The following is a 21,828-nucleotide window of genomic DNA, read 5'->3' as shown; positions in this document are numbered from 1 at the left end:
GCTCGGCAGGTCGACCGGGATACCCGGTTTGGAACTTCGAGGCCCGGCCCGCTAGTCTTGCAGGGTTGCTTTGTGCGGCCCACGTGGGTCTGCGCTGGCCGACGACAGTCGGCAAGGCATTTGACGACATCAGTTTCCGGTTCAGCGGGCATACGTGCGCCGCTGTCCGCTTATGACATGAAGGAGCTCGCGACATGGCTGCCGTTTGCGACGTCTGCGCCAAGGGCCCCGGTTTCGGGAAGTCGGTCTCGCACTCGCACCGGCGCACCAACCGTCGCTGGAACCCGAACATCCAGACCGTGCGTGCGCAGGTTGCCCCTGGCAACACCCGCCGGATGAACGTGTGCACCTCCTGCCTCAAGGCGGGCAAGGTCGTCCGCGGCTGATTTTCAGCCCGTACATTCTGCCGACAATGCCCCGGCACCCCTCGTGGGTGATCCGGGGCATTGTCGTGCAACGGGCCCGCGCCGCCGGACGAGCGCGCCGTGTCTGACTGGCGGATCGCGCCGCTCACGGCGAACCGGGTCACCGAACTCGCCGCGTGCCACATCGCCAGCTGGCGTGAGGCCTACGGTGCGCTCGTCCCCCGCCACATCCTCGACGGCTTCGACCTCGAACGCTCCGCGATCAATTGGGAACGTCGTCGTGCCGCGGGCACCCACCGATTGCCGGTCGCGCTGGCCGGCGACCGCCTGGTCGGTTTCGCCGCCGGGCGGGATCGCCCCGTACCCGGCCGACCGGCGGACCGGTGCCCGTCCACCGAGGCCGAACTCGAAGCGCTCTACGTCCGCAGCGCCTGGCACGGCACCGGCATCGCCGACGCCCTGATCGACGCGGCCGCCCCCGGATCGCCGTGCACCCTCTGGGTCTTCGCCGACTATCCGCGTGCCCACGCCTTCTACCGCAGGCACGGCTTCACCGACACCGGCAACCGCCGCACCGACCCGTTCACCCTGCTGCCCGAACAATTGTGGCGACGCGAGCCGGGTTAATGTGACGCCATGAGTACCACCGAACCGGTCGCCGCCGCCGAGATCATCGACGGCGTGCTCCAGCTGACCATCGCCACCTCCGCCGCGGGCACCTCGATGGATTTCGACCTGATCAACGCGGGCACCGCGGCCCTGCGCGCCCTCGACCCCTCGGTCGGCGCGATCCTGCTCACCGGCGCGGGCGCGAACTTCTGCGCGGGCGGCAATGTCCGCAATTTCGCCGGGGCCGATGACCGCGGCGCCTATCTGCACCAGCTGGCCGACGAACTCCACGAGTTCGTCCGCGCGCTCGCGGCCGCCCCCGTTCCCGTGATCGCCGCGGTGCAGGGTTGGGCGGCGGGTGCGGGCATGAGCCTGGTCTGCGCCGCCGACATCGCGATCGGTGGGCCCTCGACGAAACTGCGCCCCGCCTACCCCGGCATCGGCCTGTCCCCCGACGGCGGCATGTCCTGGCTGCTCCCCCGCATCGTCGGCCTGGGCCGCGCCAGCGAGATCCTGCTCACCGACGCCGTCCTCGACGCCGACGAAGCCGTCCGCCTCGGCATCCTGAGCCGCACGGTCGCCGACGACGACATCCGCGCCGAAGCCCTCCGCCTGGCACAGACCTTCGTCAACGGCCCCCGCGCCACCTACTCGGCCATGAAAAAACTGCTGGCCCAGTCGCCCACAGCGATTCTGGACCAGCAGCTGGACGCCGAACGCGACAGCATCTCGGCCGCCGCGAACAGCGACACCGGCCGCGAAGGCGTCGACGCCTTCGTAGGCAAGCGCAAGCCGAACTACGTCGGCCTCACCTAGAAGCCACCAACTCCGACGTAGAAGTCACCAACTGCCGCGACTGAACTGACGATCCGGCGCGACCAACGCCACGCCGGATGTCAGCCACCACGGGTTTTCGGCCGCCTCGCATCCGAAGGGCGAGACGGTACGCCGAAGGCGCAGTATCGCCCTTCGGATGCGAGGCCCTCAGGGCCGAAAACCCCGCGGCGCCAGCCGCTCTAGCAAGCAGCGCCGAGGGCGCTGAAGGTGTTCTGCAGCAGGCAGGTCACCTTCGCGTTCACGCCCGAGGAGATGGTCGAGGTGCCGGTAGAGGTCCATTCCTCGCCGACCTGGGTGGTGGCCACTGGTGCGGCCTGCTCGTTGTAGGGCTCGAGCTGCAGGCCTGCGGCGGTGGCCGAGCCCGCGCCCGCGGTGATGGCGGCGGCGACGGCGGCGGTCGCGAGGGCAGCGCGAACGGTGGAGATGTGCATCGGGTTGTGCTCCTTCATCATTCTCTTCTGGTGCGGGCGACGCCCCGGGTCAGGGCAGCCGCCAGTCGACGGGGTCGGCGCCGAGTTCGTCGAGCAGTTCGTTGACCCGGGAGAACGGTCGTGAACCGAAGAACCCGCGCGAGGCGGAAAGCGGTGAGGGGTGCGCCGATTCGACGTAGGGCACCTCGGCGGCGACGAGTGTGGGCTTCAGTGAGCGGGCGTCGTTGCCCCACAGCACGGCCACGAGCGGCTCGTCGCGGTCGACCAGCGCCCGGATCGCCTGCTCGGTGACCGCTTCCCAGCCTTTGCCACGGTGCGAGGCGGGCGCGCCGGGGGTGACGGTAAGTACCCGGTTCAGCAGCAGCACACCCTGATCCGACCAGGGGCTCAGGTCTCCACAGGTCGGCGTATCGAAGCCGAGGTCCTTGCTGTATTCGGCGAAGATGTTGGACAAGCTGCGTGGAACCGGCGAAACCTGCGGTGTGACAGAGAAACTCAGTCCCATCGCGTGGCCCGGTGTCGGGTACGGATCCTGGCCGACGATCAGCACGCGCACCGCGTCGAACGGGCGCTGGAACGCGCGCAGCACGTTCTCCCCTTCGGGAAGATAGCCGCGGCCCGCCGCGTTCTCTTCTCGGAGGAACTCGCCCATTTCGCTGATGCGGTCGGTGACCGGCTCCAGTGCCCGGGCCCAGCCCGGATCGATGATCTCCGACAGTGGTTTGGCACCCATGACCGCACAACCTATCGTTCGTCGCCGGTGGGCGTGGCGTCCGCCCCACGGAACGATTCCCAGCCGGTGCCGCCGGTGGGTGCCACGCCGTCGACCGTGACGCCACTGCCTGCGGTTACTATGCCGATCGGCCGCCAGCCCGCGGGGAGCGCCACCTCGGCCGACCAGGTTCCGGCGAAGGCGTGGTCTTCACCGCCGGCCAGAATCCATTGCGCGGCATCGGCATCGAGCAATTTCGCGAGGGCCGACAGTTCGGGGTCGGTCAGTGCCGCGCTGTGCACGTCGATCGCGACGTGCGAGGCGGCGGCGAGATGCCCGAGGTCGGCGAGCAGTCCGTCGGAGACATCGGTGAGGGCGGTCGGGGGGTGCGCCCCGAACGCGTCGATCACCGCCGCGTACGGCGGCTGCGGAACACGATGTGTCGCAAGGGCGTAGGTGAACTCGGGATCGGTGAGGTCCGCGTCGCCGGTCAACACGGCCAGCCCGGCGCCGGACCAGCCGAGTTCGCCTGCCACGGCGACGATGTCACCGGCCACCGCGCCCGAGCGGGTGATGGCGGGCTGTCCGCCGAGGTCGCCGAACGCGGTCACCGAGACGACCAGCTGATCGCTGCGCACCAGGTCGCCGCCCGCGATGGAACCCCCGGCGCGGCCGGCCTCGATCCACATTCCGTCGGCGATCCCTTCGACCACGGACACGGGGGTGTCGGCCGGGCAGCCGAGCGCGACCACGAACGCGGTAGGCCGCGCGCCCATCGCCACCACATCGGCGGCGTTCTGGGCGATCGCCTTGCGGCCGATGTCGACGGGCGAGGACCAGTCGAGGCGGAAGTGTCTGCCTTCGACGAGCATGTCGGTGCTCACCACGAACCGCCCATCGGGCGCCGCGACCAGCGCGGCGTCGTCACCGGGGCCGAGCAGCACGTGCGCGGCCTGCTCCCGACCGGCGTTGATCCGGTCGATCAAGGCGAACTCGCCCAGCTCACGCACCGTCTGCGGACGGCTGTCCTCGCTGATGACCGACCCCTTCCCGCTGTGCTGCTGACCGACGAAATCGCCCCGACGGTACCCTTTCGGAGGCGATCGGGCACCACCGACGGTGCAGGCGAACCAGCGAACGGAAGGACCACACAGCTATGGCGGACTCGACACCGGAGGATCGCGACGAGGCGACCGCTCCCGACGACACCGCCGCTGCCGACGCGACATCGTCCGACGGCTCACCGTCGTCCGGCGAAGGCGCCCACCCGGAACCCGCCGTCGAGCCCGGCCTCGCCGCCGACACAGACAGCGCCGCGGACGATTCGGATTCCGGCGACGAGGACTCCGACGATGCCGACTTCGAGTCACACCACTCCCCCGCGCTGATCGCCACCGCGGTCGCCCTGCCCGTCGTCTTGATCGTCGCCGTCCTGGTCGCCGCCTTCATCGCCCTGCGCGCCCCGGTCCAACGCGAACCCCTCGCCCTCGGCCCGGTCCCGGCCCCCGCGGCCGACGGCCCCGCCTGTCAAACACTGCTCCCGGCCCTGCCCGCCGAGCTCGGCGACTACACCAAGTCGACCCTCGTCGAACCCGCCCCGCCGGCCACCCGCGCCTGGCAGCTCCCCGACGGCGGCGACCCCATCACGCTGCGCTGCGGCCTCGACCGCCCCCTCGAGTTCAACCGCGCGTCACCGTTGACGGTGATCGACGGCGTGAAGTGGTTCCAGGTCCGCGACGAGGTCGGCAAGACCGGCACCTGGTTCGCCGTCGACCGCGAGACCTACATCGCACTGACCGTCCCCGACGGCTCCGGCACCAGCGGGGTCCAGACCGTGTCCGACATCATCACCGCGAATCTGCCCGCCCGCGAACCGACTCCGGGCGAACTCTGAGCTAATCGACGGGCGCCGTAGGGCTTTCGTGCACGACCCCGCCGAAGCCCTGCGGCCGAGCAGAACTACCGCAGCCCGGTTCCGCGCGCGAGCGCCGTTTCGATCAGCGTCGACACCAGCGTCGGGTAGTCGATACCGGTCGCTTCCCACATCCGCGGGTACTGCGAGATCGGCGTGAAGCCGGGCATCGTGTTGATCTCGTTGATCACCGGGCCGTTCTCGGTGACGAAGAAGTCGACCCGCGCCAGCCCCTGGCAGTCCAGCGCGCGGAACGCACGCACCGACAGCTCCCGGATCTCGTCGGCGACGTCGTCGTCGAGCTTGGCGGGCACATCGAATTCGCACACGTCGTCGAGGTATTTGGTGGCGAAGTCGTAGAACTCGGGCGCGGCCGCGTCGGCATCGGGCATGCGAATCTCGGAGACGACGCTGCCGCGCACCTCACCGTCGGCGAATTCCAGTACGCCACACTCGACTTCGCGTCCGACGATGCCCGCTTCGATGATCACCTTGGGGTCGTGCGCGCGGGCGGCGGCGATGGCCGCGGCGAGATCGGCCCAATCGGTGATCTTGGTGATGCCGATCGAGGAGCCGCCGCGCGCGGGCTTCACGAAGGCGGGCAGGCCGATCCGGGCCCGGTCGGCCTCGGACAGGGTCTCGGTGCCCGGCCGCAGCACGACCTGCACGCCGACGGGCAACGACTCGGCGGCCAGCAATTTCTTGGTGAACTCCTTGTCCATGCCCGCCGCGCTGGCCAGCACGCCCGCGCCGACATAGGGAATCCCGGCCAGCTCGAGCATGCCCTGCAACGTGCCGTCCTCACCGAAGGGCCCGTGCAGGATCGGGAACACGACATCGACATTGCCGAGGACGTCGCTCGAGTCGAGAGCGACCAGCGCACCGGAACGGCCGGGGTCAGCGGCGAGCGTGAGGGCGGTTCCCGACGCGTCGACCTGTGGTTGCACGCCGTGGCTCAGCGCCAGCTCGCCGATCCCGTCGGCCAGTACCCAGCCGCCGGTCGGGGTGATGCCGATCGGCACCACCTCGTAGCGGGTGGGATCGAGGTTGCGCAGCACACTGCTCGCCGACACGCACGAGACGGCGTGCTCGCTGCTGCGCCCGCCGAACACCACAGCCACCCTGATCCGTTCCGTCATGAACGTCACCGTAGTAGGTTCTCGCCGCCATGGCGCTATCGCCCTTACTCGGGCTTGATCCGCCTGCCGAGCAGGCTGCCGACCGCCTCGCTCACCGATAGCCCCTCATGACACACCCTGTGCACCGCGTCGGTCAGCGGCATCTCCACCCCGTGCTCGGCGGCCAGCGCCCGCACCGATGTGCACGACTTCACACCTTCGGCCACCTGCCCATTGGTCGCTTCCTGCGCGGCGCTCATCGTGCCGCCCGCACCGAGGGCGTACCCGAAGGACCGGTTGCGCGACAGCGGCGAGGTACAGGTAGCCACCAGATCGCCGACACCCGCCAGCCCGGCCAGCGTCACCGGCTGCGCGCCCAGCGCCACCCCGAGCCGGATCACCTCGGCGAGCCCGCGCGTGATCAGGCTGGCCACCGTGTTGTCGCCCAATCCCATTCCCGACGCGATGCCGCAGGCGAGCGCGATGACGTTCTTGCACGCACCGCCGATCTCGCAGCCGATCACATCGGTATTGGTGTACGGCCGGAAGTACCCGGTGGCACACGCGCGCTGCGCGACCCCGGCCCGCTCGGTGTCGGAGCAGGCGATCACCGTCGCCGCGGGCTGACGTTCGACGATCTCGTGCGCCAGATTCGGACCCGACAACACCGCGATGCGCCCCGGCTCGGCCCCGGTGACCTCCGCGATCACCTGACTCATCCGCAGCAGCGTGCCGGTCTCGATCCCCTTGGCCAGACTCAACAGCGTGGCGTCGGACCCGATATCGCCCTTCCACAGATCCAGATTCGCCCGCAACGATTGCGACGGCACCGCCAGCACCACCAGATCCGCCCCGTCCAGCGCGACCCGATGGTCATCGGTCCCCCGCACCGGCGGCAACTGCACGCCGGGCAGGTAGAACGGATTGCGGTGCTCGGTGTCGAGCGCCTGCGCCACCTCGGGCCGCCTGGCCCAGATCGTCACGTCTGTCCCCGCCTCGGCCAACACCTTCGCGAACGCCGTACCCCACGACCCCGCACCCATAACCGCCGCCCTCGTCATCAGCCCAATATGCCATGCAAGGATCGGAACCATGCACACCGTGCACGCCGTGATGGCGGTCAAACACATCGGCCGGGCCAAGAGCAGGCTGGCGAACGTGCTGAGCACCGAGCAGCGGGCCCAGCTCGTGCTCGCCATGTTCACCGACACCGCCGTTGCCGCCACCGCGGTGCCCGAGCTGTTGTCGCTGACCGTGGTCACTCCCGATCCGCTGGTCGCCGCCCGCGCGCACGAGCTCGGCGCGCACGTGATCGATGAGCCACCGGCCGGTGCCGACCCGCTCAACACCGCGCTCGCGGCGGGCGCCGCCGATGTACGCGATCGCCACGGCCCCACCGCGCTGCTCGCGCTGCAGGCGGATCTGCCCGCTCTTCGCCCGTCCGAACTGGCCGACGTGCTCGCCGTCGCCGTCAGGGCGCGATCGGTGGTGATCGATCACACCGGTACCGGCACCGCCGCATTGCTGATCCGCGACACCACCGCACCGCTGTCGCCCCGCTTCGGCGCCGATTCCGCGCGCGCCCACCGCGATGACGGCGCCGTGCCGCTGCTCGGGCACTGGCCAGGCCTGCGCTGCGATGTCGACACCCCCGAGGATCTCGATCTCGTCCGCGCGCTCGGCGTCGGCGAATTCACCACATCGACCCTGCGTGAATTCGGATTCTCATCGCACAGAAGTGATCCCGTTCGCACTGTGTGCTAGCTGATCGCCACAATCGGACCGGTCGGAACGAATCGTGCAATGTCGTGATGCGCGGCGCCCGTTCCTCGAGGGATGATTGATCTCGTGAGCGATACGGAAACCATCAAGCTGCCCCCGATTTCCCCGCCACCTGCGGCCGCCCTCGCCTCGGGCGGTGACGCGAGCACGCAGAGGTTGCCCAGAGATCGCTACCTCAACCGCGAGTTGAGCTGGCTCGACTTCAATGCCCGTGTCCTGGCCCTGGCCGAGGACGCCTCGTTGCCGTTGCTGGAGCGAGCCAAATTCCTCGCGATCTTCGCGTCGAACCTCGACGAGTTCTACATGGTGCGTGTGGCCGGCTTGAAACGCCGTGCCGAGACCGGCCTGTCGGTGCGCTCGGCCGATGGTCGCTCACCGTCGGAACAGCTGGAGATGATCACCGCCCGTGCCCAGGAGCTCGCCGAGCGGCACGCGAAGGTCTTCATCGACGCGGTGAACCCGGCGCTGGCTGTGGAGGGCATCGACATCATCGGCTGGAGCGACCTCGACGACGATGAGCGCCAACGCCTGTCGAACTACTTCACCGACCAGGTGTTCCCGGTCCTCACACCCCTCGCCGTCGACCCGGCGCACCCGTTCCCCTACATCTCCGGCCTGAGCCTGAATCTGGCCGTGACCGTGCGCGATACCGGCACCGGCGGCGAGCACTTCGCCCGCGTGAAGGTGCCCGACAACGTCGACCGTTTCGTACGCGTGCGCCGCACCGGCGCGCCGTCGGCGATCGCGGCGTTCCTGCCGATGGAAGACCTCATCGCCGCCCACCTCGACCTGCTGTTCCCCGGTCTGACCGTGGTGGAGACGCATTCGTTCCGGATCACCCGCAACGCCGACTTCGAGGTCGACGAGGACCGCGACGAAGACCTGCTGCAGGCGATGGAGCGCGAACTCGCCCGCCGCCGCTTCGGCAAGCCGGTGCGCCTTGAGGTCTCCGACGACATGACCGAGCACATGCTGGAGCTGCTGTTACGTGAGCTCGAGGTCGACCCCGCCGATGTGATCCAGGTGCCCGGCCTGCTCGACCTGTCCTGCCTGTGGCAGGTCTACGGTGTCGACCGCCCCGAACTCAAGGACGCGCCGTATGTTCCGGCCACTCCGGCGGCCTTCGGCGAGCGCGAGACCCCGCGCAACGTCTTCGCCGCGCTCCGCGAGGGCGATGTGCTGGTGCACCACCCCTACGACTCCTTCTCCACCAGCGTGCAGCGCTTCATCGAACAGGCCGCGGCCGACCCGCAGGTACTGGCGATCAAGCAGACGCTCTACCGCACCTCCGGTGACTCCCCCATCATCAATTCCCTGATCGAGGCCGCCGAGGCGGGCAAGCAGGTCGTCGCGCTGGTCGAGATCAAGGCCCGCTTCGACGAGCAGGCCAACATCAAATGGGCGCGCGAGCTGGAACAGGCGGGCGTGCACGTGGTCTACGGCCTGGTCGGCCTGAAGACCCACTGCAAGACCTGCCTGGTAGTGCGCCGCGAGGGTTCCACGATCCGGCGCTACTGCCACATCGGCACCGGCAACTACAACCCGAAGACCGCGCGCCTGTACGAGGACGTGGGGTTGTTCACCGCCGCACCGGAGATCGGCGCCGATCTCACCGACCTGTTCAATTCGCTGACCGGCTACTCCCGCAAGGAGGACTACCGCAACCTGATGGTCGCGCCGCTGGGCGTGCGCGCGGGCATCATCGAGCGGATCGATCGCGAGATCGAACTGGCCGGACAGGGTGCGGCCGCCCGGATCCGGATCAAGGCCAACGCGATCGTCGACGAGCAGATCATCGACGCGCTCTACCGGGCTTCCCAGGCGGGTGTGCCGGTGCAGATCGTGGTGCGCGGCATCTGCGGCTTGCGCGCGGGTGTGCCGGGTCTGAGCGAGAACATCGAGGTGCGGTCGATCCTCGGCCGGTTCCTGGAACATTCCCGGGTCATGGAATTCGGTGCGCAGGAGCAGACCTGGATCGGCAGCGCCGACATGATGCACCGCAATCTCGACCGCCGCGTCGAAGTGATGGTGCAGGTGAAGGATCCCAAACTCGTCGCTCAGCTCGCGCAGGTGTTCGATTCGGCGCTCGATCCGGCGACCCGCTGCTGGATCCTGCTGCCGGACGGCACCTGGCAGGCCAGTCCGACCGATGTCGAGGCCGACCAGGTGCGTGATCACCAGGCCTTCCTCATGCGTCGGCGTCGCCCCGATCAGCCGTGAGCGCACAGAGCAAGGACGCGTCGTTGCGTGACCCACGTGTACGGCCCAATATCCATGCCGCGGGGGCGGTCCTGTGGCGCGCGGGCGCGCTCGGCCCGGAGATCGGCGTGATCCACCGGCCGAAATACGGCGACTGGTCGCTGCCGAAGGGCAAGCTCGATCCCGGCGAGACCCCGGTGGTCGCGGCCGTGCGCGAGGTAGCCGAGGAAACGGGTCTGCCGGCCACGCTGGGGCGCTATCTCGGCCATGTCACCTACCCGATCCCGGGGCACCGCCAGCTCAAGCGGGTCGACTACTGGGCCGCAGAGGCCGCCGACGGTGATTTCGCCGTCAACAACGAAGTCGACCAGATGCGGTGGTTCCCGCTGGCCGAGGTGATGGACCAGTTGTCGTATCCGATGGATCGCCAGATCGTGCGGATCTTCGCCCGGCTGCCCGCCCGCACCAACACGGTGCTGCTGGTGCGCCACGCCAAGGCGGGCAAGCGCAACCGCTACGACGGACCCGACGAGTTACGGCCACTCGAGGCCGCCGGGGAACAGCAGGCGAAGGGATTGACGCCGAATCTGTTGGCGTTCGGCGCATCCGAGATCTATTCCGCCGATCCCCTGCGCTGCATCCAAACCGTGACCCCGTTGGCAGAACAGCTCGATGCCGAAATCAATTGCGAGCCAATGTTTTCCGAGCAAGGTTACGATTCAGCGAAAAGCGCGGCGCGGCAACGATTTCTGTCGTTGGTAACAGATCGGGGGGTACCGGTCGTGTGTAGTCAGGGCGGGGTGATTCCCGATCTCACCCAGTGGCTGGCCGAGCAGGGCGGGCTCACGCTGCCCTCGGCGCGCAATCGCAAGGGCAGCGTCTGGGCATTGTCGTTCGTCGCGGACCGATTGGTCGCGGCGGACCATATGGACCGTTCGTTGTCGACGGCAATCGTCACGACCTGAGTCACCGGGACCGCCTCGGAAACAGCCGAAACGGCCCCGGGATTCCCGGGGCCGTTCTCGGTCCAGTGGTGGGTGATGCGGCCTACGTACACATTCCCCGACCTGATCCCGCTGCGGCAGGATCAACGAGCACGACGGGCGGCAGTCTTCTTAGCAGCAGTCTTCTTGGCGGCAGGAGCCTTCTTCGCAGCGGTGGTCTTCTTGGCGGCCGTGGTCTTGGCCGCCGTCACCTTCTTGGCAGGAGCCTTCTTGGCCGCCGTCACCTTCTTGGCGGGCGCCTTCTTGGCCGCCGTCACTTTCTTTGCCGCTGTGGTCTTCTTGGCGGCAGGTGCCTTGGTGGCGGCCTTACGGGCCGTGGTCTTGGCCGGACCCTTGGACGGCGTGGCCTTCTTGGCCGCGGTCTTCTTCGCCGCGGTCTTCTTGGCTGCCGCCTTCTTCGCCGCCACCGGGGCATTCACGCCCCGCTTGACGGCAGGCCCGGACGAGGCCAGCTTCTGCTTACCCGCGATGACTGCCTTGAACTGCGCGCCCGGCCGGAAGGCAGGCACCGAAGTGGCCTTCACCTTCACGGTTTCACCGGTACGCGGGTTACGGGCGACCCGGGGAGCACGCTTGCGCTGTTCGAACACACCGAATCCGGTGATGGTGACGCTTTGACCCTTGTGCACGGCACGGACGATGGTGTCGACAACATTCTCGACAGCCGCGGTTGCCGTCCGCCTGTCCGTACCCAACTTTTCGGTCAGAACGTCGATCAGTTCCGCCTTGTTCATTGAATCCTCCGCAGACTAATGGCCCGTCGTCGGACCGACTAGGTACCACGGTAAACCCAGTTTGAGCAAGAGTCTATGTGCCACGCCAAAATTCATGTGGTTTAGCACACGTCCAGCTACCGCCGCCCCGGATGCGCCCCTAAGCGCCCCAGCTGATTACGCCCGTGAAATAGGCTCCGGAAGCGTCACGGGTTTCCATGACGGCCTTCCCTTTTCGAACTCGCTGATCTCGTCGGCGCGGCGCAGCGTGAGGCCGACATCGTCCAAACCCTCCAGCAGACGCCACCGGGTGTAGTCGTCAATATCGAACGGCAACACGACGGTTCCCGCTGTGACGGTGCGCGCGGACAGGTCGACAACCAATTCGATGCCGGGCTGTTCCTCGATCAGCTTCCAGAGCATTTCGACATCGTTCTGTGACATCTGCGCGGCCAACAGCCCGCCCTTGCCCGCATTTCCACGGAAGATGTCCGCGAAACGCGACGAGATGACCACCCGAAAGCCGTAGTCCGACAGCGCCCACACAGCGTGCTCACGCGAAGAACCGGTACCGAAATCCGGGCCCGCCACCAGCACGCTGCCCCGGGTGTACGGCTCGGTGTTGAGAATGAACTCCGGATCGGCACGCCAACCGGCGAACAAGCCGTCCTCGAAACCCGTTCGGGTCACGCGCTTCAGGTAAACGGCGGGGATGATCTGATCGGTGTCGACATTGGACCGGCGCAGCGGTACGCCGATGCCTTTGTGAACGGTGAAGGCTTCCATAACGATTCCCTTTCGATCTGTAGGTGATCGGTGACTCAGGCCAGATCGGCAGGCGAGGACAGGGTTCCACGGACCGCCGTGGCGGCCGCGACCAGCGGCGAGACCAGGTGCGTGCGACCGCCCTTGCCCTGCCTGCCCTCGAAATTGCGGTTCGAGGTCGACGCGCAGCGCTGGCCGGGTTCGAGCTGATCGGGATTCATACCCAGGCACATCGAGCAGCCCGCCTGACGCCATTCCGCGCCCGCGGCGGTGAAAATCTCGCCGAGTCCTTCTTTTTCCGCCTGCGCGCGCACCCGCATAGAGCCAGGCACAACCAGCATTCGCACGCCCTCGGCGACCTGGCGTCCCTTCAAAACATCGGCCACCGCGCGCAAATCTTCGATCCGGCCGTTGGTGCACGAGCCGACGAATACGGTGTCGACGCTCACCTCACGCAGCGGCATTCCCGGCGTCAGGTCCATGTAGCGCAAGGCCTTCTCGGCGGATTCGCGCTCGTTCTCGTCGGCGATCTGGGCCGGGTCGGGCACATTCGCGCCCAGCGGCAGGCCCTGGCCGGGATTGGTGCCCCAGGTGACGAACGGGGTGAGCGTGTTCGCGTCGATGTGGACCTCGGCGTCGAACTGCGCGCCTTCGTCGGTGACCAGCGCGTCCCAGGAGGCCACTGCGGCATCCCAGTCGGCTCCCTGCGGTGCGTGCGGGCGGCCCTTCAGGAATTCGTAGGTCACCTCGTCGGGGCCGATCATGCCGGCGCGTGCGCCCGCTTCGATGGACATGTTGCAGATCGTCATCCGCGCTTCCATCGACAGCTTGCGGATCGCCTCGCCGCGGTACTCCAGCACATAGCCCTGGCCGCCGCCCGTGCCGATCTCGGCGATCACGGCCAGGATCAGGTCCTTGCTCGTGACGCCCGGCGCCAATTCACCGTCGACGGTGATAGCCATCGTCTTGAACGGGCGCAGCGACAGCGTCTGGGTGGCGAGCACGTGCTCGACCTCACTGGTGCCGATGCCCATCGCCAGCGCGCCGAACGCACCGTGGGTGGAGGTGTGGCTGTCGCCGCAGACGACGGTCATGCCCGGCTGGGTGAGACCCAGCTGCGGACCGACCACGTGCACGATGCCCTGCTCCGCGTCGCCCATGGAGTGCAGGCGCACGCCGAATTCGGCGCAGTTGCGGCGCAGCGTCTCCACCTGGGTGCGCGAGATCGGGTCGGCGATCGGCTTGTCGATATCGGCGGTGGGGACGTTGTGGTCCTCGGTGGCGATGGTGAGATCGGTTCTGCGCACCGGACGGCCCGCCGCGCGTAGCCCGTCGAAGGCCTGCGGACTGGTCACCTCGTGCACGAGGTGCAGATCGATGTAGATCAGGTCGGGTTCGCGGGAGGAACCATCGCCTTCGCCAGTGACGACGACGTGCTGTTCCCACACCTTCTCGGCCAGTGTGCGAGCGCGCTCGGCCATAGCTTGATCACCTTTCGACGGGCATACTTGGTATCTCAGCATTTGAGACGTTAGTATCGTTCTATGAGACAGCATAGCGGTATCGGTGTTCTCGACAAAGCCGTGGCGGTGCTCTACGCCGTCGCCGACGAGCCCTGCGGTCTCAACGACCTGTGCACCCGCACCGGCCTGCCACGCGCCACCGCGCATCGGCTGGCGGTCGGGCTGGAGACGCACCGGCTGCTGGCCCGTGACGGCAACGGATTGTGGCGGCCGGGGCCCGCGCTCACCGAGTTGTCGGCAGGGGCGGCCGATCCACTGGTGGAGGCCGCCGGTGCCATTCTGCCCCGCCTGCGCGAGATCACCGGCGAGAGCGTCCAGCTCTACTGCCGCGACGGTCACGCCCGAGTCTGCGTCGCCGCGCTGGAGCCGCCCGTCGGCCTGCGCGACACGGTGCCGGTCGGTTCGCGACTACCGCTCACCGCGGGTTCGGCGGCGAAGGTGTTGCTGGCATGGGCCGATCCCGAGTTGCAGCGCACGGTCCTGGCCGACGCGGTGTTCGGCGACCGGGCACTGGCCGAGGTGCGCAAGCGCGGCTGGGCGCAGAGTGCCGCCGAGCGCGCGCAGGGGGTGGCGAGCGTGTCGGCGCCGGTGCGCGATGCGGGCGGGGTGATCGTGGCCGCCGTGTCGGTCTCGGGGCCGATCGATCGCATGGGCCGTAGACCGGGCGCGCGCTGGGCCGCGGATCTGGTCGCGGCCGCCGAGGCACTGCACAAGCGATTGTAGAAACGAAGAAGGCCCCCGGTCGGATTCGACCGGGGGCCTTGCTTTGCTTTGTAGCCCCGACGGGATTCGAACCCGCGCTACCGCCTTGAGAGGGCGGCGTCCTAGGCCGCTAGACGACGGGGCCAGGACGATCTCACAGAGTGAAACCTTGCTGGGGTACCAGGACTCGAACCTAGAATGGCTGTACCAGAAACAGCTGTGTTGCCAATTACACCATACCCCAAAGACCGAAACGCCCGACCTTGCAATCCCCACCGAGTGGTTGTCGGTGTTGCGAGGCCGTGTTCCGCGGCGATGAGAAGATTACCAAACACTAGGGGGTAAACTACAAATCGCCTGGTCAGAAGCCGCTTTTCGGCCGTTTTCGACCCTGCTGGAGCGGATGCGACGCACGGGCCGCACCCGCTCCCACAGCTACTGCGCGGCAGGGACCCAACCACGGGCGGCACGCAGTCGATCGAGCGAGGCCTCGCGACCCAGCAATTCCATCGACTCGTACAGCGGCGGGCTGATGTGCGAGCCCGTCACCGCGACCCGCACCGGCGCGAAGGCCTTACGCGGCTTGAGCCCCAGATCGTCGATCAGCGCCTTTTTCAGCGCCTCCTCCAGTGCCGGGGTGGTCCACTCGCCCAGCGGCTCCACAGCCGCGATCGCGGCGTCGAGCACGGGGTCGGCCTCGGCGCCGAGATTCTTGGTGCCCGCCGCCTGGTCGATCGCGAACTCCGCGGGAGCGACGAAGAGGAACTTCAGCAGGTCCCACGCGTCACCGAGCACCACGATGCGGGTCTGCACGAGTTCGGCGGCGACCAGGAAGGTCTTCTCGTCGACTTCGGCCCCGATGTGGCCCTTCGCGGTGAGGAACTCACGCAGACGGTGACCGAAATCGCCCGGCTCGAGAAGGCGAATCTGCTCGGCGTTGATAGCGTCGGCCTTCTTCTGATCGAAGCGAGCCGGATTCGAATTCACCGAGGAGATATCGAATGCCGCGACCATTTCCAGCATGGAGAACACATCGCGGTCCTCGCCGATGCTCCAGCCGAGCAGGGCGAGGTAATTCAGCAAACCCTCGGGGATGAATCCGCGGTCCCGATGCAGAAACAGATTCGATTCCGGGTCGCGCTTGGACAGTTTCTTGTTGCCCTGACCCATCACGAACGGCAGATGACCGAACTCGGGCGTGAACTCGGCAACCCCGATACGCTGCAGCGCGGCATACAGCGCGAGCTGACGTGGTGTCGAGGAGAGCAGATCCTCACCCCGCAACACATGGGTGATCCGCATCATCGCGTCGTCGACCGGATTCACCAACGTGTAGAGCGGGTCACCATTGCCACGGGTGAGGGCGAAATCGGGGACGGTGCCGGCTTTGAAGGTGGTTTCGCCGCGAACGAGATCATTCCATCCGAGATCTTCGTCGGGCATCCGCAAACGGACCACGGCGGGGCGACCCTCGGCTTTGTACGCCGCGATCTGCTCGGCGCTGAGATCGCGATCGAAATTGTCGTAACCGAGTTTCGGGTCGCGGCCGACGGCACGGTGACGGGCCTCGACTTCCTCCGGCGTCGAGAATGCCTCATAGGCCTCACCGGCCTCGAGCAACCGGCGCACCACGTCCAGATGCTGATCGCGGCGCAGCGACTGCCGGTAGGGCTCGTAGGGTCCACCGACCTCGGGGCCCTCGTCCCAGATGAGCCCCAGCCAGCGCAGCGCGTCGAGCAGCGCGCGGTAGGAATCCTCGGAATCGCGGGCGGCGTCGGTGTCCTCGATGCGGAACACGAATTTGCCGCCGTGGTGGCGCGCGAACGCCCAGTTGAACAGCGCCGTGCGCACCAGGCCGACGTGCGGCGTGCCGGTCGGCGACGGGCAGAAACGGACCCGTACTTCAGTCATGACTCTCTTCTCCGCTGGTCTCAGCGCTTGGTGGCAACAGGGTTGGTGAGGGTGCCGATGCCCTCGACGGTGACCGACACGTTCTGCCCGGCCTGTAGCGGACCGACGCCTTCCGGTGTGCCGGTGAGGATCACGTCACCGGGCAGCAGGGTCATCACCGAGCTGATCCATTCGATGATCTTCGGAATATCGTGCAGGAACAGCGACGTGCGGCTGCGCTGACGGACCTCGCCGTCGACCTCGGTGACGATCTCCAGATCGCTTGGATCCAGCGCGGTTTCGATCCACGGGCCGAGCGGGCAGAACGTGTCGTAGCCCTTGGCCCTGGTCCACTGGCCGTCGTGGCGCTGCTGGTCACGAGCGGTGACGTCGTTGGCGATGGTGTAGCCGAGGATCACCTCGGACGCCTTGGCAGCGGCCACGTCCTTGCACGGACGGCCGATCACCACGGCCAGCTCGCCCTCGTAGTCGACCTGAGAAGAGCTGGGCGGCAGGATGATCGATGCGTTCGGGCCGATGATCGAGGTGTTCGGCTTGATGAAGATCACCGGGTCCACCGGCGCCGCACCGCCCATTTCGGCCGCGTGGGCGGCGTAGTTCTTCCCGATGCAGATCACTTTGCTCGCCAGGATCGGTGCCAGCAGGCGGATATCGGCCAGCGGCCAGCTCCGTCCGGTGAACGTCGGCGAGCCGAACGGATGTTCGGCGATCTCCTTGGCGACGGCATCGCTTCCGTCGCCCTCGATGCTGACGAAAGCGACTCCATCGGGACTGGCAACTCGACCTAAGCGCATGCCCCGGAGTCTATCGAGACGGGGCTACCTGCCCGAACGCACCCGTGATGCGACACCGGCCGCTCGATAGCCGCCCGGGGCAAGTGCGGGCAAGCTCACACCGATGTGATTCGAAGCCGCTGCCCGCCTGCGAGATTCGCGTGCACGCCGATGTGACCCGTCAGACACCTCGCCGGTGCGGAAATTCCACGGGTCATCGGTGTAGCGTGATCATCGATGTTCAAACAATGAGACATCAATCTCAGATAATGAGATGCAATCGTGCAATCCGGCGAGGTGAGAATCGTGACAGACGCGCGGCCGATGGCCCCAGTGACGCGGATCGGTGACGGCAGACGCTGGATGATGCTCGCCCTCGGTGTCTTCGCGCAGACCTCGAGTTCGATCTTCATCCACGGCACCCCGTTCCTGCTGCCCGCGCTCACCGCTCGTGGCGATTCACTCGCGTCCGCCGGGGCCCTGGTGGCATTACCGACCGTAGGTCTGGTCTGCACCCTGATCGCCTGGGGGTACGTGGTCGACCGGATCGGCGAACGCATCGTGCTGGTGGCGGGGACCCTGCTGATGTTCGTGGCGGGCGTCGCCGCGGCCGTGGTGGACAACCCGGTCGCGTTCGGTGCGCTGCTGTTCGTGGGCGGTATCGGCGCCGCCAGCTCCAACGGCGCCAGTGGCCGGGTGATCGTCGGCTGGTTCCCGCCGGACCGGCGTGGCCTGGCCATGGGTATTCGCCAGACCGCGCAGCCACTGGGCGTCGGCATCGGCGCGCTCACCATCCCGTGGGTGGCCGCGCACCACGGCATCCCCGCAGCGCTGCTGGTGCCCGCGTTGATGGCCGGGGTCGCCGCGATCGGCTGCCTGGTCGGCATCATCGACCCACCGCGACCGGCCGCGAAGGCTGCCGACCGCGCCAATCCCTATCGCGGCGACTCCACCCTGTGGCGCATCCACGGCGTCTCGATCCTGCTGGTCGTCCCCCAGGCCACCCTGTGGACCTTCGGTCTGCTGTGGCTCCACGTCGATCTGGGTTGGTCACTGGCCGCGGCGGGCGCCGTGATGACCGCCACCCAATTCCTCGGCGCCGCGGGCAGAATCGGCGCGGGAGCCTGGTCGGACCGAGTCGGCTCCCGCCTGGGTCCCCTGCGTCAGGTGGCCATCGCCGCCGCCCTCGCCATGGCCGCCCTGACCGTCACCGCCTGGACCGACTGGTGGTGGGCCGCCGTCCCGTTGATGGTCGCGGCTTCGGTGATCTCGGTGTCCGACAACGGTTTGGCGTTCACCGCCGTGGCCGAGATCGCCGGCCCCTTCTGGAGCGGTCGAGGCCTCGGCATCCAGAACACCGGCCAGAACCTCGCGATAGCCGCCGTCCCACCACTTTTCGGTGCGGTGATCACGGCGACCGGTTTCCCCGTGGTGTACGCGTTGGCGGCGCTCGCCGCAGTGGCGGCGGTGCCCTTGGTACCCCGAGACTCACGAAAGTAGCTGTACGACCGGTTGGTTCAGCACGACCCGCGAATCGCGTTCCGGCAGGAGCGAATACCGGTACCACCACTCGCCGAACATCATTCGATCAGCACCCAGCAATGACAAAGGCTCGCTCCGGCATTCAGCCGGAGCGAGCCTTTTCGCGTGCGGTGGGATCAGACGATGGCCGCGATGCGGTCGCCGACCTCCACGGTGGACGCGGTGCCGGTGCGCGAGGCCAGGTCCTTGGCGACGGCGGATTCGATGCGCGCCGCGCCTTCGGTGTTGCCGAGGTGGTTGAGCAGCAACGAGACCGAGAGGATGGCGGCGGTCGGATCGGCCTTGGACTGACCGGCGATATCGGGGGCGCTGCCGTGGACCGGCTCGAACATCGACGGGTTCACACCCGAGGCGTCGATGTTGCCCGAGGCGGCCAGACCGATGCCGCCGCTGACGGCGGCGGCGAGGTCGGTGATGATGTCGCCGAACAGGTTGTCGGTGACGATCACGTCGAAGCGGCCCGGGTCGGTCACCATGTGGATGGTGGCGGCGTCGATGTGCTGGTACGCCGTGGTCACGTCGGGGAACTCGACCGCGACCTCGTCGACGGTGCGCTGCCACAGCGAGCCGGCGAAGGCGAGCACGTTGTTCTTGTGCACCAGGGTGAGGTGCTTGCGACGGGCCTGCGCGGTCGCGAAGGCGTAGCGCACCACGCGCTCGATGCCGAAGCGGGTGTTGTTGGAGACCTCGGTCGCCACCTCGTGCGGAGTGCCGACGCGGATCGCGCCGCCGGTGCCGGTGTACGGGCCCTCGGTGCCCTCGCGCACGACCACGAAGTCGATATCCGGGTTGCCCGACAGGGGGCTGGTGACGCCCGCGTGCAGCTTCGACGGACGCAGGTTCACGTGGTGATCCAGCGCGAAACGGGTCTTGAGCAGCAGTCCACGCTCGAGCACGCCGCTGGGCACCGACGGATCGCCGATCGCGCCGAGCAGAATCGCGTCGTGCTGCTTGAGCTCGGGCAGCACCGACTCCGGCAGGATCTCCCCGGTGCGGTGGTAGCGCGCGGCGCCCAGGTCGTACTCGGTCTTGTCCACACCGGGCACCACGACGTCGAGCACCTTGAGCGCCTCGGCGATGACCTCGGGACCGATGCCGTCACCGGCGATTACTGCGAGTTTCATGAACTAGCTCCGTTCGAAGTCGGGGCGGACCGTGCCGCGCCGGGATACAGGTGCGCGCCGCCACCGTGAGGTGACGGCGCGCAGCTGCCGATGTCCCGGCTGTACCGGGACGAACAACTCAGGCCAGGTCTACGAGGACGACCTTGGACGCGCCGACGGCCTCGGCGATCGCGGTCTGCACCTCGGCGGACACCTCGGCGTTGACACGCAGCACCACGGTGGCGCCTTCGGCATCCACGTCCTGGCTCAGCTGCGCGGCCAGGATGTCGATCTCGGCCTCGCCCAGCAGGGTGCCGATCTTGCCCAGCGCGCCCGGCTTGTCGCTGTAGTTCAGCACGGCCAGGTTCAGGCCCTCGGCGCGCATGTCGTAGTTGCGGCCGTTGATGTTGACGATCTTCTCGACCAGGTTGGGCTCGGTCAGGGTGCCTGCCACGTTCAGGGTCGAACCGTCGCCGAACACGGCGCGCAGGTCGACAACGCTGCGGTGGGTCGGGCTCTCCGAGGCGGTGGTGACGGTGGCGGTGATGCCACGGTCCTTGGCCAGCGCCGGCGCGTTGACGAAGGTGACCTGGTCCTCGACCAGCGCCGAGAACACACCGCGCAGCGCGGACAGCTCCAGCACGGCAACGTCCTGTGCGGACAGCTCGCCGCGAACCTGCACCTCGACACTGACGGGCAACTCGCTGGCGATGGCGCCCAGCAGCGCGCCCTGCTTGCGCACGACGTCCAGCCAGGGGGCGACCTCGTCGTTCACGGCGCCACCGGTGACGTTCACCGCGCCCGGCACGAACTCACCGGCCAGCGACAGCAGCACCGACTTGGCGACGTCGGTGCCCGCGCGGTCCTGGGCTTCCGAGGTGGAGGCGCCGAGGTGCGGCGTCACGACGACCTGCGGGAGGTCGAACAGCGGCGAGTCGGTGCACGGCTCGGTCTCGAACACGTCCAGGCCGGCGGCACGCACGTGGCCGGACTTGATGGCGTCGGCGAGCGCCTGCTCGTCGATCAGCCCACCACGGGCGGCATTGACGATGATGACGCCCGGCTTGGTCTTGGCGAGGGTCTCGGCGTTGAGCATGCCCTTGGTCTCGGGCGTCTTCGGCAGGTGGATGGAGATGAAGTCGGCGCGCTCGAGCACCTCCTCCAGGCTCAGCAGCTCGATGCCGAGCTGGGCGGCACGGGCGGGCGAGGTGTAGGGGTCGTAGGCGACGATCTTGGTCTCGAAAGCGGCCAGACGCTGCGCGAACAGCTGTCCGATGCGGCCGAGGCCGATCACGCCGACGGTCTTGCCGAAGATCTCGACGCCGTTGAACTTGCTGCGCGCCCAGGTCTTCTCCCGCAGGGTCGCGTCGGCGGCCGGGATCTGGCGCGCGGCCGAGAGCAGCAGCGTGACGGCGTGCTCGGCGGCGGTGTGGATGTTGGAGGTCGGCGCGTTGACGACCATCACGCCACGCTCGGTGGCGGCGGGCACGTCGACGTTGTCGAGGCCGACGCCGGCACGGGCGACGATCTGCAGCTTCTTGCCCGCGTCGAGCACTTCGGCGTCGACGGTGGTGGCGGAGCGCACGAGCAGTGCGTCGGCCTCGGGGACCGCGGCGAGCAGCGCCGGGCGGTCGGGTCCGTCGACCCAGCGAACCTCGACACCGTCACCGAGTGCGTCGACGGTCGACTGGGCGAGCTTGTCGGCGATCAGAACTACAGGACGGCCTGCTTGGCTCACTGTGGGGTACTCCTGGGGAAGAAAGGGGGTCGGCAGTTACCGCCGACCAGGATAGTCGCCCGGGCTTCGGCTGCCCTTACCCCCCTGCC

Annotated in this window: 21 protein-coding genes and 2 tRNA genes; 9 read left to right on the top strand and 14 right to left on the bottom strand. The window is 68.0% G+C overall.

The features are described 5' to 3' along the window. Positions 1 to 194: 194 nt before the first annotated feature. The 3 genes from rpmB (at position 195) to ACFULV_RS09570 (ending at position 1,790) form a co-directional block, all read left to right on the top strand. Positions 195 to 386, top strand: coding sequence for a 50S ribosomal protein L28 (gene rpmB, locus ACFULV_RS09580; protein WP_011210730.1), 192 nt, complete (start codon positions 195 to 197; stop codon positions 384 to 386). Between the two features lie 99 nt (positions 387 to 485). Further along, complete coding sequence (locus ACFULV_RS09575; protein ID WP_378655032.1) at positions 486 to 992, top strand: GNAT family N-acetyltransferase; 507 nt, start codon at positions 486 to 488, stop codon at positions 990 to 992. A gap of 9 nt (positions 993 to 1,001) precedes the next feature. Further along, positions 1,002 to 1,790 carry an enoyl-CoA hydratase/isomerase family protein gene (locus ACFULV_RS09570; protein WP_378626314.1) on the top strand — a complete coding sequence of 263 codons (789 nt, stop codon included), beginning with the start codon at positions 1,002 to 1,004 and terminating at the stop codon, positions 1,788 to 1,790. Positions 1,791 to 1,990: 200 nt separating this feature from the next. On the opposite strand, the gene ACFULV_RS09565 is transcribed toward ACFULV_RS09570, so the two are convergent. Genes ACFULV_RS09565 through ACFULV_RS09555 form a run of 3 tightly spaced genes read right to left on the bottom strand, consistent with a single transcriptional unit; the run spans position 1,991 to position 3,991 of the window. Then, the gene (locus ACFULV_RS09565; protein WP_266291645.1) at positions 1,991 to 2,242 is read right to left on the bottom strand and encodes a hypothetical protein; all 252 of its coding nucleotides are present in this window, start codon (positions 2,240 to 2,242) and stop codon (positions 1,991 to 1,993) included. A gap of 49 nt (positions 2,243 to 2,291) precedes the next feature. Continuing rightward, a complete protein-coding gene (locus ACFULV_RS09560; protein ID WP_378626311.1) occupies positions 2,292 to 2,975 on the bottom strand; it encodes a uracil-DNA glycosylase in 684 nt (227 codons plus the stop codon). 11 nt (positions 2,976 to 2,986) lie between these two features. Then, on the bottom strand, positions 2,987 to 3,991 hold the full coding sequence (locus ACFULV_RS09555) for a thiamine-phosphate kinase (protein ID WP_378655457.1): 1,005 nt from the start codon (positions 3,989 to 3,991) through the stop codon (positions 2,987 to 2,989). Between the two features lie 119 nt (positions 3,992 to 4,110). On the opposite strand from ACFULV_RS09555, the gene ACFULV_RS09550 reads away from it, so the two are divergent. Then, complete coding sequence (locus ACFULV_RS09550) at positions 4,111 to 4,848, top strand: DUF3515 domain-containing protein (RefSeq protein WP_378655029.1); 738 nt, start codon at positions 4,111 to 4,113, stop codon at positions 4,846 to 4,848. Positions 4,849 to 4,913: 65 nt separating this feature from the next. On the opposite strand, the gene ACFULV_RS09545 is transcribed toward ACFULV_RS09550, so the two are convergent. Then, positions 4,914 to 6,005 carry a D-alanine--D-alanine ligase family protein gene (locus ACFULV_RS09545; protein ID WP_378626309.1) on the bottom strand — a complete coding sequence of 364 codons (1,092 nt, stop codon included), beginning with the start codon at positions 6,003 to 6,005 and terminating at the stop codon, positions 4,914 to 4,916. Positions 6,006 to 6,049: 44 nt separating this feature from the next. After that, positions 6,050 to 7,045 carry an NAD(P)H-dependent glycerol-3-phosphate dehydrogenase gene (locus tag ACFULV_RS09540; RefSeq protein WP_378655026.1) on the bottom strand — a complete coding sequence of 332 codons (996 nt, stop codon included), beginning with the start codon at positions 7,043 to 7,045 and terminating at the stop codon, positions 6,050 to 6,052. Positions 7,046 to 7,076: 31 nt separating this feature from the next. Between ACFULV_RS09540 and cofC the strand changes: the two genes are divergently transcribed. The 3 genes from cofC (at position 7,077) to ACFULV_RS09525 (ending at position 10,930) form a co-directional block, all read left to right on the top strand. Beyond that, a complete protein-coding gene (gene cofC / locus ACFULV_RS09535) occupies positions 7,077 to 7,748 on the top strand; it encodes a 2-phospho-L-lactate guanylyltransferase (protein WP_378655023.1) in 672 nt (223 codons plus the stop codon). Positions 7,749 to 7,820: 72 nt separating this feature from the next. Next, a complete protein-coding gene (locus tag ACFULV_RS09530; RefSeq protein WP_378655020.1) occupies positions 7,821 to 9,986 on the top strand; it encodes an RNA degradosome polyphosphate kinase in 2,166 nt (721 codons plus the stop codon). Positions 9,987 to 10,009: 23 nt separating this feature from the next. Continuing rightward, on the top strand, positions 10,010 to 10,930 hold the full coding sequence (locus tag ACFULV_RS09525) for an NUDIX domain-containing protein (RefSeq protein WP_378655455.1): 921 nt from the start codon (positions 10,010 to 10,012) through the stop codon (positions 10,928 to 10,930). Between the two features lie 122 nt (positions 10,931 to 11,052). On the opposite strand, the gene ACFULV_RS09520 is transcribed toward ACFULV_RS09525, so the two are convergent. The 3 genes from ACFULV_RS09520 to leuC form a co-directional block, all read right to left on the bottom strand. Then, positions 11,053 to 11,703 carry an HU family DNA-binding protein gene (locus ACFULV_RS09520; protein WP_358105333.1) on the bottom strand — a complete coding sequence of 217 codons (651 nt, stop codon included), beginning with the start codon at positions 11,701 to 11,703 and terminating at the stop codon, positions 11,053 to 11,055. A gap of 156 nt (positions 11,704 to 11,859) precedes the next feature. After that, complete coding sequence (gene leuD / locus ACFULV_RS09515) at positions 11,860 to 12,468, bottom strand: 3-isopropylmalate dehydratase small subunit (protein WP_378626302.1); 609 nt, start codon at positions 12,466 to 12,468, stop codon at positions 11,860 to 11,862. A 35-nt stretch (positions 12,469 to 12,503) separates the two neighbouring features. Further along, complete coding sequence (leuC, locus tag ACFULV_RS09510; protein WP_364401667.1) at positions 12,504 to 13,928, bottom strand: 3-isopropylmalate dehydratase large subunit; 1,425 nt, start codon at positions 13,926 to 13,928, stop codon at positions 12,504 to 12,506. Positions 13,929 to 13,991: 63 nt separating this feature from the next. On the opposite strand from leuC, the gene ACFULV_RS09505 reads away from it, so the two are divergent. Next, a complete protein-coding gene (locus ACFULV_RS09505; protein ID WP_101466364.1) occupies positions 13,992 to 14,693 on the top strand; it encodes an IclR family transcriptional regulator in 702 nt (233 codons plus the stop codon). 51 nt (positions 14,694 to 14,744) lie between these two features. Here ACFULV_RS09505 and ACFULV_RS09500 read toward each other — a convergent pair. From ACFULV_RS09500 to ACFULV_RS09485, 4 genes are all read right to left on the bottom strand, one after another. After that, positions 14,745 to 14,817 (bottom strand) — tRNA-Glu (locus tag ACFULV_RS09500). A gap of 27 nt (positions 14,818 to 14,844) precedes the next feature. Continuing rightward, positions 14,845 to 14,916, bottom strand: a tRNA-Gln gene (locus tag ACFULV_RS09495). Positions 14,917 to 15,107: 191 nt separating this feature from the next. Next, positions 15,108 to 16,583 (bottom strand): glutamate--tRNA ligase, encoded by a 1,476-nt coding sequence (gene gltX / locus ACFULV_RS09490; protein ID WP_378626301.1) that lies wholly within the window; start codon positions 16,581 to 16,583, stop codon positions 15,108 to 15,110. A gap of 20 nt (positions 16,584 to 16,603) precedes the next feature. After that, positions 16,604 to 17,377 (bottom strand): fumarylacetoacetate hydrolase family protein, encoded by a 774-nt coding sequence (locus tag ACFULV_RS09485; RefSeq protein WP_378626299.1) that lies wholly within the window; start codon positions 17,375 to 17,377, stop codon positions 16,604 to 16,606. Between the two features lie 303 nt (positions 17,378 to 17,680). Here ACFULV_RS09485 and ACFULV_RS09480 point away from each other — a divergent pair, with 303 nt between their 5' ends. After that, positions 17,681 to 18,856, top strand: a complete 1,176-nt coding sequence (locus ACFULV_RS09480) for an MFS transporter (protein WP_378628238.1) — start codon at positions 17,681 to 17,683, stop codon at positions 18,854 to 18,856. 158 nt (positions 18,857 to 19,014) lie between these two features. Here ACFULV_RS09480 and ACFULV_RS09475 read toward each other — a convergent pair whose 3' ends face one another. Together ACFULV_RS09475 and serA are read right to left on the bottom strand one after the other, a co-directional pair. Continuing rightward, positions 19,015 to 20,022, bottom strand: a complete 1,008-nt coding sequence (locus ACFULV_RS09475) for a 3-isopropylmalate dehydrogenase (RefSeq protein WP_378626298.1) — start codon at positions 20,020 to 20,022, stop codon at positions 19,015 to 19,017. Positions 20,023 to 20,140: 118 nt separating this feature from the next. Next, positions 20,141 to 21,739 (bottom strand): phosphoglycerate dehydrogenase, encoded by a 1,599-nt coding sequence (gene serA, locus ACFULV_RS09470; protein WP_378626296.1) that lies wholly within the window; start codon positions 21,737 to 21,739, stop codon positions 20,141 to 20,143. Positions 21,740 to 21,828: the final 89 nt, after the last annotated feature.

This window comes from Nocardia sp. NPDC057272 (assembly GCF_042668615.1).
Classification (GTDB): Bacteria; Actinomycetota; Actinomycetes; order Mycobacteriales; family Mycobacteriaceae; genus Nocardia.
The sequence above is the reverse complement of the archived record's forward strand: the minus strand, read 5'-3'. Positions and strand labels throughout refer to the sequence as shown.